At 68.8% G+C, this 13,857-nt stretch carries 10 protein-coding genes, 1 tRNA gene and 2 rRNA genes; 5 read left to right on the top strand and 8 right to left on the bottom strand.

Annotated elements, in window-relative coordinates; all coding sequences use genetic code 11:
- The 3 genes from ACT4N8_RS03475 to ACT4N8_RS03485 form a co-directional block, all read left to right on the top strand.
- Positions 1–177, top strand: a 23S ribosomal RNA gene (locus ACT4N8_RS03475); the annotation flags it as partial.
- A gap of 104 nt (positions 178–281) precedes the next feature.
- Positions 282–396, top strand: a 5S ribosomal RNA gene (gene rrf, locus ACT4N8_RS03480).
- Positions 397–498: 102 nt separating this feature from the next.
- A tRNA-Met gene (locus ACT4N8_RS03485) sits at positions 499–575 on the top strand.
- 3 nt (positions 576–578) lie between these two features.
- Here the strand turns inward: ACT4N8_RS03485 and lysA are convergent.
- Both lysA and ACT4N8_RS03495 read right to left on the bottom strand, forming a co-directional pair.
- A complete protein-coding gene (gene lysA / locus ACT4N8_RS03490) occupies positions 579–1,850 on the bottom strand; it encodes a diaminopimelate decarboxylase (protein ID WP_444856747.1) in 1,272 nt (423 codons plus the stop codon).
- Between the two features lie 77 nt (positions 1,851–1,927).
- Positions 1,928–4,915 (bottom strand): TonB-dependent receptor domain-containing protein, encoded by a 2,988-nt coding sequence (locus tag ACT4N8_RS03495; protein WP_444856748.1) that lies wholly within the window; start codon positions 4,913–4,915, stop codon positions 1,928–1,930.
- Positions 4,916–5,083: 168 nt separating this feature from the next.
- Here ACT4N8_RS03495 and ACT4N8_RS03500 point away from each other — a divergent pair, with 168 nt between their 5' ends.
- Together ACT4N8_RS03500 and ACT4N8_RS03505 are read left to right on the top strand one after the other, a co-directional pair.
- Positions 5,084–6,622 carry a permease gene (locus ACT4N8_RS03500; RefSeq protein WP_444856749.1) on the top strand — a complete coding sequence of 513 codons (1,539 nt, stop codon included), beginning with the start codon at positions 5,084–5,086 and terminating at the stop codon, positions 6,620–6,622.
- Entirely contained in the window at positions 6,619–7,626 is a 1,008-nt protein-coding gene (locus ACT4N8_RS03505; protein WP_444856750.1) for a serine hydrolase domain-containing protein, read from the top strand. The genes ACT4N8_RS03500 and ACT4N8_RS03505 overlap by 4 nt, the downstream gene beginning before the upstream one ends.
- Here ACT4N8_RS03505 and dacB read toward each other — a convergent pair.
- The 6 genes from dacB to ACT4N8_RS03535 all read right to left on the bottom strand — a co-directional run.
- Positions 7,623–9,089 carry a D-alanyl-D-alanine carboxypeptidase/D-alanyl-D-alanine endopeptidase gene (gene dacB, locus ACT4N8_RS03510; protein WP_444856751.1) on the bottom strand — a complete coding sequence of 489 codons (1,467 nt, stop codon included), beginning with the start codon at positions 9,087–9,089 and terminating at the stop codon, positions 7,623–7,625. The two genes, ACT4N8_RS03505 and dacB, sit on opposite strands and share 4 nt — an antisense overlap.
- Before the next feature lie 9 nt (positions 9,090–9,098).
- Positions 9,099–9,929 carry a phytanoyl-CoA dioxygenase family protein gene (locus ACT4N8_RS03515; RefSeq protein WP_444856752.1) on the bottom strand — a complete coding sequence of 277 codons (831 nt, stop codon included), beginning with the start codon at positions 9,927–9,929 and terminating at the stop codon, positions 9,099–9,101.
- Positions 9,913–11,172, bottom strand: a complete 1,260-nt coding sequence (locus ACT4N8_RS03520) for a dicarboxylate/amino acid:cation symporter (RefSeq protein ID WP_444856753.1) — start codon at positions 11,170–11,172, stop codon at positions 9,913–9,915. The genes ACT4N8_RS03515 and ACT4N8_RS03520 overlap by 17 nt, the downstream gene beginning before the upstream one ends.
- Positions 11,169–12,719, bottom strand: a complete 1,551-nt coding sequence (locus ACT4N8_RS03525) for an N-acyl-D-amino-acid deacylase family protein (RefSeq protein ID WP_444856754.1) — start codon at positions 12,717–12,719, stop codon at positions 11,169–11,171. Before ACT4N8_RS03525 ends, ACT4N8_RS03520 begins: the two co-directional genes overlap by 4 nt.
- A complete protein-coding gene (gene dgcA / locus ACT4N8_RS03530; RefSeq protein ID WP_444856755.1) occupies positions 12,716–13,705 on the bottom strand; it encodes an N-acetyl-D-Glu racemase DgcA in 990 nt (329 codons plus the stop codon). Before dgcA ends, ACT4N8_RS03525 begins: the two co-directional genes overlap by 4 nt.
- Positions 13,663–13,857, bottom strand: a 195-nt coding sequence (locus ACT4N8_RS03535) for a DUF1611 domain-containing protein (RefSeq protein WP_444856756.1), incomplete at its 5' end; no start/stop codon positions are given. The genes dgcA and ACT4N8_RS03535, both read right to left, overlap by 43 nt.

A 13,857-nucleotide genomic window follows, 5' to 3' on the forward strand; every position in this document is an offset into this window, starting at 1 on the left:
GCCGCGCAGCAGGGTAGCTATGCATGGACGGGATAACCGCTGAAAGCATCTAAGCGGGAAGCCTCCCTCAAGATAAGATATCTCAGAGCCGTGGAAGACCACCACGTTGATAGGCCGGATGTGGAAGCAGGGTAACCTGTGGAGCTAACCGGTCCTAATTGCTCTATTCGCGCTTGAGAGTTCACACCGTCAACGACAGCCTTGGAGCTGCCGTCGGCATGTGGCTCAGCAGATCAAAGTTGCACGATTTCTAGATCCTTTTTCATGCACCTGCCTCATAGCTTGGTGACCATAGCGTCCGTGACCCACCCGATCCCATCCCGAACTCGGCCGTGAAACCGGACAGCGCCGATGGTACTGCCGCTTAAGCGTCGGAAGTGTAGGTCGTCGCCAGGCTTTGCGGCCGGTGCATGGAAATGATCGAAACGAACCCATTCACAATGTCAAAGAGCCGCTCCGACACGCTGAACGCGTGCGCCGAGCGGCCCAGCTGAGTGGCGCGGGGTGGAGCAGCCCGGTAGCTCGTCAGGCTCATAACCTGAAGGTCGCAGGTTCAAATCCTGCCCCCGCAACCAGCCTCAATCTGCCGTCGTCATCCAGTGCGGCAGGCGCTCATCCTCCAGAAACCCCTCTGCCTCGCGGCGTGCGCGAATCAGCGCCCAGTCGCTGCCGTCGACGAGCACTTCGGCGGCGTGGGGCCGGGAATTGTAGGTGCTGCCCATCGTCGCGGCATAGGCCCCGGCGGTCCGGATCACGACCAGATCGCCGGCCTCGACCGCGTCCATCTCGCGCTCGACAGCGAAGGTGTCGCCGGTCTCGCAGACCGGGCCGACCACGTCGGCAATCATGCGCTTGCCCGTCGGCCGCACCGCGTCGATGCCGTGCCAGGCGTCATAGAGGCTGGGGCGCACCAGATCGTTCATCGCCGCGTCGAGGACGACGAAGGGCTGGCCCAAACCCGGCTTCACGCGGATGACCTCGGTCAGCAGGACGCCTGCGTCGCCGACGATCAGTCGCCCCGGCTCGAAGATCAGCCGCGCGTCCCAGCCGCGCGTGACCCGGACCACCATGGCGCAATAGTCCGCGATCGTCGGCGGCGCCGGTTGCGCGGGGTCGTAGCTAATGCCGAGGCCGCCGCCGAGATCGGCGGTGCGGATGTCATGGCCCTCGCCGCGCAATCGCCCGATCATCGCGCCAAGCTTGCCGAACGCGGCCTCGAGCGGCGCCAGGCTCGCGAGCTGGCTGCCGATATGGACGGCGAGGCCGTTGAGCCGCAGCCCCGGCAGCGACGCGATGCGGGCGCAGGCAGCCGGCGCATCGGCGATCGGGATGCCGAACTTGTTGTGCGCGGCTCCGGTCGAAATCTTGGCGTGCGTGCCCGCCTCGACATCCGGGTTGAGCCGGATCGCCACCGGTGCGATCCGCCCCATCGAGACCGCGATCTCCGAGAGGAGCTCGGCCTCGGGCAGCGATTCGAGATTGAACTGGTAGAGGCCGCCTTCCAGCGCCAGCACCATCTCTTCGGCGGTCTTGCCGACGCCGGAGAACACGATCTTGTCGGGCGCAATCCCGGCCCAGCGCGCGCGGCGATACTCGCCGCCGGAGACGACGTCGGCGCCCAAGCCTTCCGCCGCCAGCGTCCGCAGCACGGCGCCGTTCGGATTGGCCTTCACGGCATAGGCGACAAGCGGGCCATCGAGCGGCGACAGCGCCCGCAGCAGCGCCCGCGCCTGGCTGCGCATCGCACCCTCCGAATAGACATAGACGGGGGTGCCGACCGCGGCCGCGATCTGTGGCAGCGGCGCCTCCTCGCAATGGATAGTGCCGCCGCGAAGCTGAAAGGCGTTCATCGTGCGTCCCAAGGCCGGATCGTCAGAGAGGATCGCCGCCGCACCGGGCGGCGGCGTCCCCCGCCAGGCGCCTGTGCCTAGCGGAACTGTAAACGCACGCCGACCCGGAAAGCTCGCCCGAGCAGATCGCTATAGGTGCTGTTCGCGGCGAGGCCGGTTTCGGGCAGCAGGATCGGATCGGCGTCGAACAGGTTGGTCACGTTGATGAAGAATTCGCCGTTGCCGTCGCCCAGGGCGGCGAATCTCAAGGTCGCGTTGAGATCGACATAGAAGGCGCCGGAGACGGTGTTGTCGTTATAGGTCGGAGCCTGCGTGGTTGCGATCGGGCAGGTGCCGGGCGCGCATTCGATTCCGGCGGAGTCATAACGGCCGGCGCTCACCCCGCGCGCGACCGCCGTGAGCGAGCCTTGCGGGACATCATAGGTCGCGGTGATGCGGTAGAGCCAGCTCGGCGTGCTGGACTGGCCGCCGTTCACGCCCGTCGTGTCGATGGGCGTCGTTGTGGAAATGCCGGTATCGATGATGTTCTCAAGGTAGTGGGTCGCCACGCCACGCAGCGTGAAATTGCCCTGCGCGCCGGAGAAGAGCCGATTCAGCGGCAGGCGGTAGGTCGCCTCGAAATCGATGCCCCGCACCAGCCTGCGCACGAAGTTGAAAGGCTGGCGGCGGATCAGGATTCGGCTCGCATTGTCCGGATCCTGAGTGATGGCGTTGCAATATTCCTGCACGCCCTCAGAGCAGCGATTGATGATGGCCTGCGGGCTGATGGAGTCGATCGCACCGTCCAGGTCGATGCGGAAATAGTCGACCGAGGCGCTGAATCCGGGAATGAAGCGCGGCGAGATCACCCCGCCGATATTCCAGGAGTCCGCCCGTTCGGGCTCCAGGTTCGGGTTGCCGGTGATCAGCCCCGAATAGCCGATGCTGGCGGTGTTGTAGATCACTCCGTTGAGTGGGGTGGCTGTACCGGTAGTGGAATTGAAGAACGGATTGCTGACCGAGTCGGTATTCGCGGTTCCGGCCGCGAACAGCTCGCTCAAGTTGGGCGCGCGGATATCGCGCGAGCGCGTGACCCGGAGCCTGACGTCCTCGATCGGCTGCCAGGTGGCTCCGGCGCGCCAGGTCGTGACATAGCCGGAGGTCGAATAATCGGTGGCGCGGACAGCGCCGTTGAACTCGAGGCCGAGGCCCAACGGCACGACGACCTCGAAATAGGCTTCCTTCACGTCATACTCGCCCGTGGTCGGCAAATAGTTGCCGACTGACCAGCGATTCGTCGTCACGGGTAGTCCGGCCGCGTTTGTCGTGACGAGCGGCTGGAATTCGGGAGGGACGAAGCCGCTGATCTGCTCCTCGCGATATTCGGCGCCGATCGCCATCGAGACGTCGCCGGCCCAGGTCGCGAACGGCGTGAACGACAGGTTGGCGCCGACCACGGTCTGCTCCACGACCTGGTCGCGAAAGGGATCGCCGAGCACATACGGGATCGCCGCGGGGTTGATGACGCCGATGCCGAGCCGGTTGATCGGCACGCAGGCGGGATCATTGTTGCTCGGATTGGCGTCGACATTGATCCGGCAGACGATCGGGCTGGAGGTGTCGCCGGGGATCGAGAACACGGCGTCGGTCGCATCCCGCATCCGCTGCGTGTTCATGATGTTGCGCAGCTGCTCGCGCACGTCGGCGCGGCCATATTGCCCGTACACGTCCCATTGCGCCCGGTTGCCGAACAGCTCGAAATCGCCGAGCGCGCCGACCACGTAGCGCTGCACCTCGCGCCGGTTGTTGATCACCCGGAAGGGCAGGTCCTGCGCGGTCGTCGCGATCGTCACCGTATTGATTCCGGCAAGCGAGCGGCCGGCGGCATTGAAAGTATTGATCAGGAAGGCATTATCGGCCTGAAGCACGATGCCGGTGGCGAGGTTCGGGCCGGAATTGAAGAACACCTCCTGCCAGTTGTACGAACCCTCGGCGAACAGGGTGAAGCCGTCCGCGACCTCGTAGCTGATCCGGCCGAAGAAGCTGCGGCGGTCGTCCTCGGCGTCGAGGCCGATGCGGCGGCCTGAATCATTGACCCGCCAGTCGCCCCCCTGCGTGAGAGTCGGAGCGGCCGCGCCGGTGGGCGATGGGAAGGTCACCGCGCCGTACTGATACTGGAGGATCTGGCCGCCGGCGCCGAAATAAAGGCCGCGCAGACTGTTGGCGACGCCGCCGGACGAGTTCGTGATGAGGCCGCCCGGCGTCGAGTTCGCCGCGCCGACCTGGCGCAGCGTGGTGAGGAATCTCGGGTTGGTGCTGTTGGGGGTTGTCCAGGCGGGATTCTGGATGCGGACGAAGCCGGTCTGGTTCCAGTCGCGGTCGGCGACATCGAAAATGCCGTCGCGGTGATCGATCCCGGCGCTGACCAGCACATGGCCGCGGCCGTCCGCGAAGGACAGGCCGCCGGCGACGTCGAACGAATAGTTGAAGCCGTCGCCGCGCGAGGTGATGCCCGAGTCGCCCTGGATCCGGAGCCCCTCATAGTCGGTATCCAGGATGAAGTTGACGACGCCCGCGACCGCGTCCGAGCCATAAGTCGCCGAGGCGCCGCCGGTGACGATCTCGACTCGCTCGACCAGAATTTGCGGAATCGTGTTGACGTCGACCAGGCTGTCGCTCGTCGAGGCGACCGAGCGTCGGCCGTTGAGCAGGATGAGCGTCCGAACCGCGCCCAGGTTGCGCAGGTTGAGCGCGTTGATGCCCGCCTGGCCGCTGCTGATGTTGAGGCGCGAGTTGGATGGCCGCGTCGATCCCGCGAGCGCCGGCTGCTGATTGATGAAATCGGCGATATTGTTGGTCGGCGAGGTGTTCTGAATTTCCTCGGTATTGAGGACGGTGAGCGGTGTCGGCGCCAGATAGCCGTCGCGCACCACGCGCGTGCCGGTCACGAGGATGGATTGCTCGTCCTCGCTAGCCGTTTGTCCTGCCGGCGTGCCTTGCGCCGAGGCGGCGCTCGCCATCGCCATCGCGGTCATGCCGATGCCCGAGACGAGCACTGCTCTGAGTGACGTGGAAGCGCGCATCATTCATTCCCCCTTAGGCAGCGTCCAGCGGGCATTAAGGAACAAGAATGTGACGGCTCACCATAGTTTCTGTTGGCCCGGCCATAACCTGTCGCCATTTGGTCGTCCCACGGCCGTCGCGCGTGCTACCAGCATGGCAGCGAGGGGCTGCCGGCGGAAGGTGAGGGGCTGATGGCATCAACGGCTTACGGCGATGCCGCTTCGCCCGATCGGGTGGTGCCGAGGGGTCTGCGCCGGCAGGCGCTCTATCTCCTGCTCGGCTTCTCGGCCGGCCTGCCCTTCTACATGTTCTCGACCGTGCTCATGCTTCGCCTGCAGGCGCACGAGATCGGGCTCGTCATCATCGGCTTCTTCGCCTGGGTGCAGCTGCTGCCGACCTTCAAGGTCCTCTGGGCGCCCTTGGTGGATCGCTACCAGGTCCCAGGCTTCGGCCGCTTCTGGGGCAAGAGACGCGGCTGGATCATGCTCGCCCAGCTCGGCATCTTCTCCTCGATGGCGGCGATGGCCTTCGTCTCGCCCGGCGATTCGCTCGCGCTCGTCGCCCTGTTTGCCGTGCTGCTCGCTTTCTGGACGACGACGCTCGAAGTGGCCGCGGACGCCTGGCGGATCGAGCTGGCGCCGGCCCAGGCGGACCAGGCCCCGCTCGCCGCCGCGAACCTCTGGGGCTACCGCACCGCGATGGTCGCGGCGGGGAGCGGGGCTCTGCTCATCGCCGACCAGCCGGGCTGGGGCTGGACCGGCGCCTATCTCGCCATCGCCGCGGCCGCTTTCGCGCCTTTCCCGGTGCTCGCCGCGATGCGCCCGGACCCCGAGGCGCGGGGCGGGCGCTGGGGCGCCTTGACGACAGGCCTCGCCGCGAGCGTCGCCATCCTGCTGGCCGCGATGGTCGTGACCGGGACCGTGGGTTGGCTGTTGCTCGGCGCGGCGGGGGGCATGGGCATGAACGGCCAGACCAACGTCACGCCCTATGTCCTGGCGCTGTGCATGGTCCCGTTCCTGCTCATGGCGGCGGCTTTGCCGAAGATCCGCAAGCTGCCGCCGACCGCGCCGGCGCGGCGCTCGCTCGCGATCGGGCCCTATATCGAATTCTTCTGGCGCTACGGCTTCATGGCGCTGGCGCTGATGGCGTTCGTCTCGATCTACCGGATGGGCGACGTGCTGGCATTGAACCTCTCCAAGCCGATGATCCGCGAGCTCGGCTATTCGCTGAGCGAGATCGGCCGCGCCGATTCCTACGTCGCGCTAATCGCCAGCATCGTCGGCGTCGCGCTCGGCGGCTGGATGGCGGCCCGGTGGCGACTGACCTGGGCGCTCGCCGCGGGCGCATTGTTCGCCGGGCTGGGCAATTTCGGTTTCGTCTGGCTCGCCCACCAGCCGCCGCAGGAAGCGACCTTGTACCTCGCGACCGCGCTCGACCAGTTCGGCAACGGCATGGCCGGAACGATCTTCGTCGTCTACCTCTCGCTGTTGGTCGATCCGCGCCACCCGGCCGCGCAGTATGCCTTCCTGTCCGGCTTCGCCTTTCTGCTGCCGCGCCTGCTCTCCGGCTCCGGCGGCTCGATGGTCGAGAGCTTCAACGCGGCGGGTTATAACGGCTTCGACCTGTTCTTCCTGCTCTCCGGCGTGGCCAGCCTGGCGGCGATCCTGTTCCTGCCGCTGATCGGCCGCGCCCGGCCGCGTCCGCGCGACGACGACGAGGCCGCGGCATGACCGCGGACGCGATCGAGCGCGCCTTCGCGCCGGCGCGCGCGGCGGTCGAGGAGCGGTGCATCCCCGGGGCGACGCTTGGCGTCGTCACCGCCGACGGGCGTCGGGCCGTCCGCTTCGCCGGCATGGCCGCGCTCGTGCCGGACCCCGAGCCCCTGACCGAGACGCATTGGTTCGATCTCGCCTCGGTGTCGAAGGTGATCGCCACGACGACGATGATCCTGACCCTTGCGGAACAGGGCCGGCTCGATCTCGACCGGCCGCTGACCGACGCGATTCCGGACCTGCGTCAATATGACGTCGCCAATGCGGCCGAGCGCCGGCTGACCTTTCGCGATTGCCTCGCGCACCGGACCTTCCTGCCCGCGGTCGAGCCGATCTACACTTATGGCAGTGACCCCGAGCGGCTCCGCGCCTTCGTGCTGCAGCGCGAGTGGCGGCACGGCCCGCCGGTCTATTCCGACATCAATTACATCCTGCTCGGCATCGCGATCGAGCGGCTCACCGGCGCCCCGCTCTCGGCTTGGCCACTGCCGCCCGGCCTCGCCTTCGGCCCGCCGCCCGGGCCGGCCGTCGCGACCGAAGCCTGTACTTGGCGCGGCCGGGTCATAAAGGGCGAGGTGCACGACGAGAACGCCTGGGCGCTCGGCGGCGCGGCTGGCCATGCCGGGCTGTTCGGCACCGTGGCCGGCGTCCTCGGCCATGCGCGCGGGCTGCTCGACGGCAGCGCCTCGCCGTTCCTGCTGGACGCGATCCGTACGCGGGTCCACGCCGACCGCACCTGCGGTTGGGAGCGGCGCTTTGCCGGCTGGCACGGCGGCGACGCCTGCTCGCCCGAGACGATCGGCCATACCGGCTTCACCGGCACTGGCCTCTGGGTCGATTTCGGGCGCGGCCTCGCCTGGACCCTGCTCACCAACCGGGTGCACCCGACCCGCCACCGCGAGACCGGCATCCTGGAATTGCGCCGCGCCACGGGAAACGCGGTGATCGAAGCTTTCGGCTAGTTCGCTTCCGCGATCGCGACCAGCACCGCATCCATTACCGCGGTCGCGCCGCCGCCGCCGGGAACGTCGTTGGCGAAGAAGGAGAAGACGAGGGTCCGCCCGCTCCGCGCGATCAGGTAGCCGGATAGGCCGTTGGTCGCGTTGAGCGTGCCCGTCTTGGCGAACAGGCGCCCTTCGAGCGGCGTGCCCCGGAAGCGCCGGGCGAGCGTGCCGTCGACCCCGGCGACCGGGAAGGTGGCGCGCCAGGCCGGCCCCCAGGGCTGGGTCGCGGCCCAGCGCAGCAAGGCGGCGACGGCGCGCGGCGCCATCCGGTTGTAGGTCGACATGCCCGATCCGTCCGAGAGGTCCCAGCTCGTGCGCCGCGCGCCGGCCCTGCTCATCATCGTCTCGATCAGCGCGACGCCGTCCTGGATCGAGCCTGAGCCGCTCAGCGCGCCGAGCCGCCGGATCATCAGCTCGGCGTGAAGGTTCTGGCTCTCCTTGTTGATTCGGGTGACATCCTCGGCGAGCGGAGGCGGAATCAGCCGCGCCAGCACCTCTCCGGACGCGACCGGGGGCAGCGCATTATCGGTCCGTTGCTCACCCTCGCCGCCTTCGGCGGGCCGGTGGCGGACGCCGACCTCGCCGGTCACCCGGACGCCGCGCGCCTCCAGCATGGTGCGCAGCCGCGACGCGGCGTAGTGGGCGGGGTCGTCGATGCCGAGGCGAAGCGTCTCCGGCTGGGCGCCGGCCAGGATGCGCCCGGTGAGACGCAGCTCCATGCTGCCCGGCAGGCGGGTGAAGCGCAGCTGCGTCGCCCCCTCCGCGATCGTCACCGCCTCGTTGACGATCCGATAGTAAGGCAGATGATCGAGCGAAGGCGCCTGGCCCGCCGCGCCGGGCGTGACCCGGACCCTGATCTCGTTGTCGTCGAGGGTCAGCGCCGAGATGCCGGTGCCGTAGCCGGTGACGATGTTGTTCCAGCTCATCCCCGGGCTCCAGCGCTGGTCCGGAAACAAGGTGTCGTCGCCGATCACGTGGCGCACCCGCCGGGTTCGTGCCGTGATCGCGTCCGCTAGGGTCGCCAGGCAGTTGGCGACGCAGTCCGGCGCGCTCGACAGGCGCGCGTCGCCATGCCCGATCAGGATCACGTCCGGTATCCCACGCCGGCCCTCTTCGAGCCGCACCGCCGCGCCCCCGGCCGCATCCGGCTGGTCCAGGCCCGTCAGGGTCGCGAACGCGGCCGCGGTCGTCAACAGCTTGGTGTTGGACGCCGGAATGAAGCGCTCGTTCGGGTTGATCGCGATCAGCTCTCGCCCCTCCGGATCCAGGACGACGAGACCGAAGCGCGTGCCCTGCGGCGCTTCCGCCAGCCGCGCGGCGACCCGCTGCTGAAGGTCTTGCTGCCAGGCCAGCGCCGGCGCGGCGCCGGCAAGGACGAGGGCCAGCAGAGCGGCTCGCATGAACGTGAGCAAAGGCTTCATCGCGCGATCCTACACATAATAGGGCTCGCCACGCTCCCGCAGCGCCTCATAATGGACCATCGCCGGTTCCGGCCCCAGCGGCACCGACAGGCCGTCGCGGAAGGCCCATTCGCCGCGGTCGCAATCATCGGCGCGAACATAGCCGTTGATATAGAAGCGGCGTTGGTGGACGGCACCATTGGTCCCGGAGCCGTGGACCAGATAGGGATTCCACAGCGCGAGATCGCCGGGCTCGAGTTCGAGCTGGATCGCATCGTCGGCCGAGAGCCCGACCCGTTCGAGCGCCGCGTCCTGCATCTCCCGGCCGAGCACGTCGTCGTCGGTGTCGAGATCGAGGTCGCCGAACCTGTGGCTGCGGGGGACGAAGGACATGCCGCCGGACTCCGGGCGGTGCGGATCGATCGCGAGCCCGGTCTGGACATAGGACGTCACGAGGTTGCGGTAGCATTCGGCGGGCTGACGGAAGCGCGAATCCTGGTGCCAGGCGAAATCGCCCGCGGCGCCCGGCGCCTTCCAGTGGATCTGGTTGATGATCTGCTTGATGTCGCGTCCGATCAGCGGCTCGAGCAGCCTTGCGAAGCGGGGATCGAGCCGAACTGCGTCCAAAGCGGGCCGGTGATAGGCCGGCCATTGGACCATCTGGACGCGCGGGCCCGCCTCGCTCTGCGCGATCTTGTAGAAGAGATTGCCGTGCCGGAAGCTGCGGCCGTGCGCCATGCCCTCGGCGTGGACAGCGTCGATCTCGGCGCCGATCGCCGCCACCTCCTCGGGCGTGAAGAAGGCGCGGACGACGGCATAGCCGTCCCGGTGCCAGGCTTCGGGGTCAATCGTCTGTGTCATCGTTCTTCGGCCGCAGCACAGTATCGTCCAGCTCGTTTTCCCAGCGCGCGACGCAGGTCGCGACGGTGAGGTTGGCGCTGGCGCTCGGCACCGTGCGGGTCATGTCGAGCAGCCGGTCGAACGGGAGAACGAAGCCCACCACGAGGGCCGTCTGCTCCGGCGGCACGCCGACCGAGGAGAGGACGGCGGCCAGCATGAAGAGGGAAGCGGAGGGCACCGGCGCGGTGCCGAACGCGGCCAGGGCGCCGGTCAGCAGCACAAGCCCGTAGGTCATCCCCGTCAGCGGCACGCCGAGCGCCTGCAGGCTGAACAGGCTGAGCAGCCCGACATACATGGCGGTGCCGTCCTTGCCGATCGCGGCGCCGAGCGGCAGCGTCGTCGAATAGATCGAGCGGCCGACGCCGATATTCTTCTCGGCGACGCGCATCGCGACCGGCAGGGTCGCCGAGCTGGAGGCGGTGGAGAAGGCCACGGCGAGCGCGTCTATGATGCCGCGGAAGAAGCGCGCCACCGGCACCCGCGCGACGAAACGCAGCAGCAGGCTGTGGACGAGCAGGATCTGGAGCGCCGAGCCCAGCACCACCGCCAGCGCCAGCCAGCCGACATTGATGAAGACCGCCGCACCGTTCGCAGCGACCGCGTTGGCGATCAGGGCGAAGACGCCGAACGGCGTCGCCTCCATGACGATGCCGACGATCTTGAGGAGGACGGCGGTGGCCGACTGGAGCAGGCCCGCGAAGGGCTTCCCCGCCTCGCCGGCCAGCAGCGTGCCGATGCCGAGCAGGATGGCGACGAAGATGATCGCCAGCATGTCGCCCTTGACGAGCGCGTCGAAGATGTTGGTCGGGATGATGCCGACGAGCTGCTCGTAGGGCGTCGGCGGGGTGCCGATCGCGTGCGCCGTCGCGGTGCCGAGCGGCGCGCCTTCGCCCGGCCGGATCAGGCTCGCCACCGCCATGCCGATCGACACCGCGATCGCGGTGGTGAACGCGAACAGGGCGATCGTGCGCCCGCCGATTCCCCCGATCCGCTTGGGATCGCCGAGCGTGGTGATGCCGGCGGCGATCGTCACCAGCACGATCGGCACGACGAGCATCCGGATCGCGCGGACGAAGAGCTCGCCGATGAACTGCACATAAGGCGTTCCCTGCGGCCAGACGGCTGCGAACAGTAGCCCCAGCGCGAGCGCGGCGAGCACGCGCTTCCACAGCGGAATGGCGACCCAAGCCCGGAGCAGGCTCATGGGCAGCTTCCCGGCGGCGGGACATGCGCGAGCCCGCGCCCCGGCGCGGCGCCGATCAGCGCGCCATTCTCGACCACCACGACGCCGTTGACGAGCACCGTCCGCACCCCGGTCGCGAGCCGCGTCGGTTCTTCGTAGGTCGCTTGGGCCGCGTAGCGCGCGGGATCGAAGACGACGATGTCGGCGAAGGCGCCGGGCCGCAGCCGGCCGCGACCGACGAGGCCGAACGTGTCCGCCGGCAGCGCCGTGCTCCGCTCGATGAAGGCGCGCAGGGTCAGCACCCGCCGCCGCTGGACATATTCCGCATAGAGGCGCGCGAAGCTGCCGTAAGCACGGGGATGGCCCGCGGACGCGTCCGAGCCGCTCATCACCCAGGGCTGGCGCATGAACGCCTCGATGTCCGCGTCGGTCTGGTTGAACGAGACCACGCTCGCATCGGCCTCGCGGATCGCGGCGATCGCCGCCTCGATCGGGTCGCCGCTCCCGGCAACCTCGGACAGCCGGCGCCCGCGATGCCTCCCTGCGGTGATCAGCAAAGTCTCGGCGCCGCCGCGCCGCCGCAGATTCTCGGCCATCTCGGCCCGCAGCCGCGCCGCGAGCGTGGCATCGTCGAACCGCCGCAGCAGCGCCTCCCGCCCGCCATCCTGCGCCCAGCGCGGCACCAAGGAAGCGACCAGGCTCGTGCCCGAGGCCGACCAGGGATATTGATCGGCGGTGACGCGCTGGCCGTCTTGGCGAGCCGCCTCGATGCGGGCGATGATCGCCGGCGCCTGGCCGTGCACGTCGACGCCCAGCGCCTTGATGTGCGAGATGTTGACCGGGAGGCCCGCCTCCCGCCCGATCGCGATCGCCTCGTCCACCGCGGCGGCCAAGCCGATCGAGTAAGAGGATTCGTCGCGGAGATGCGTGTCGTAGACGCCGCCGCGCCGCGCCGCCTCGCGGGCGAGCGCGACCACCTCGTCGGTCCGCGCGAAGCTCTGGGGCGCGTAAAAGAGGCCGGTCGAAAAGCCGAGCGCCCCCTGGCACATCGCGCCGGCGACCATCTCGCGCATCCGCGCCAGCTCCTCCGCCGTCGGCGCGCGGTCCGCCTCGCCGACCACCGCCCGGCGCACCGACCCGAAGCCGACATAGGTCGCGTAATTGATCCCAACCGGACGCGCCCGCGCCCGCCCCAGCACCGCCGCCGCGTCGGCATCGCCACCGCCGTCATTGCCGATCAGCGCGGTCGTCACGCCCTGCATCAGGAAAGCGGGGATCAGCCGCGTCCGCGCATCCTCCGAGGCCAGCTGCTCGCCGAGATGGGCGTGCGGATCGATGAAGCCGGGCGCGACGATCATCCCGCGCGCGTCGACGATTCGCGTCGCCTGGTGGTCGAGCCGCGGGCCGATTGCACGAATGCGATCGCCGGACACCGCGACGTCGCCGACGAACGGCGCGTCGGAGCCGGTGTAGACCGTGCCGCCGCGAATGATCAGATCGACGCGCTCCTGCGCGCTCGCGGCGGGTGCCACGGAGAGCAGGAGCATCGCGACACACAATATTCTCATGGCGTTCCCCAAAAGCCGGGCGCGGGCGGATTGAGAAAGCCGGCATCGGCCCTGACCCCGCCGGGCCGGTCCGCCACGAGCCATAGCGGTCCGTCGAGATCGGCGAAATCCGACATCGCGGCGAGGTGAAGCGCGGGCGCGATCGACAGCGACGAGCTGATCATGCATCCGGTCATCAGCCCGAGACCCATCGCGCGCGCCGTCCGGGCCACCTCCAGCGCCTCGGTCAGCCCGCCCGCTTTGTCGAGCTTGACGTTCACCGCCTGGTAGCGCCGCGCGACGGCGGGCAGGTCGGCCGCGACATGGATCGATTCGTCGGCGCAGATCGGCACCGCGGGAGAGAAGCCCTCGAGCCAGCCATCCTCCCCGGCCGGAACCGGCTGTTCCAGCAGGGCGACCTCCGCCTCGATCAGAACCTCCTGCATCGCCTCGACCAGCGCGCGGTCCCAGCTCTCGTTCGGATCGACGATCAGCATCGGGGCGGGCGCCGCAGCCCTCACCGCGCGGATTCGTGCCGCCGGGTCCAGGGCATCGACCTTGATCTTGAGCAGCGGCACGTTCGAAAGCTCCGCCGCCGCGGCGGCCATCGCCGGAGGTGTATCGATTGAAATGGTGAGGGCGGTGGCGATCGGCCCCGGCGTCTCGCCGCCGATCGCCTCCGCGACGCCGCGGCCGGAGAGCCGCGCCTCGAGGTCCCACAGCGCGCAATCCACCGCGTTGCGCGCCGCGCCGGCGGGCAGCACTTCGCGGAGCGCCTCGCGGCCTGCGCTTTTCTCGATCAGCGCGCGGATGCCTTCGATCTGGGCGAGCACGCTTTCCACGCTCTCGCCGTAGCGGGGATAAGGAACGGCCTCGCCGCGTCCACGCGCCGCGCCGTCCGTGATCGAAACAGTCACGACGTCGGCCGCGGTCTTCACGCCCCGCGCGATGCGGAACGGCGCTCTCAGCGGGAAGCGATCGTGCTCGGTGCGGAGGGTTCGAGGCATAGCAAATGGTCGAGGATCGGTTCGACGCCGAAGCGGACCGGATCGGTACAGGGCAGGTCCAGCTGCGCCGCGGTGACGGCGCAGAGGCGCTTGGCGGCGTCCTCCTCCATGGCGGAAGTGTTGAGACAGATCCCCACGGCACGGACCCGCGG

The organism is Sphingosinicella sp., assembly GCF_052387495.1.
Taxonomy (GTDB): Bacteria; Pseudomonadota; Alphaproteobacteria; order Sphingomonadales; family Sphingomonadaceae; genus Allosphingosinicella.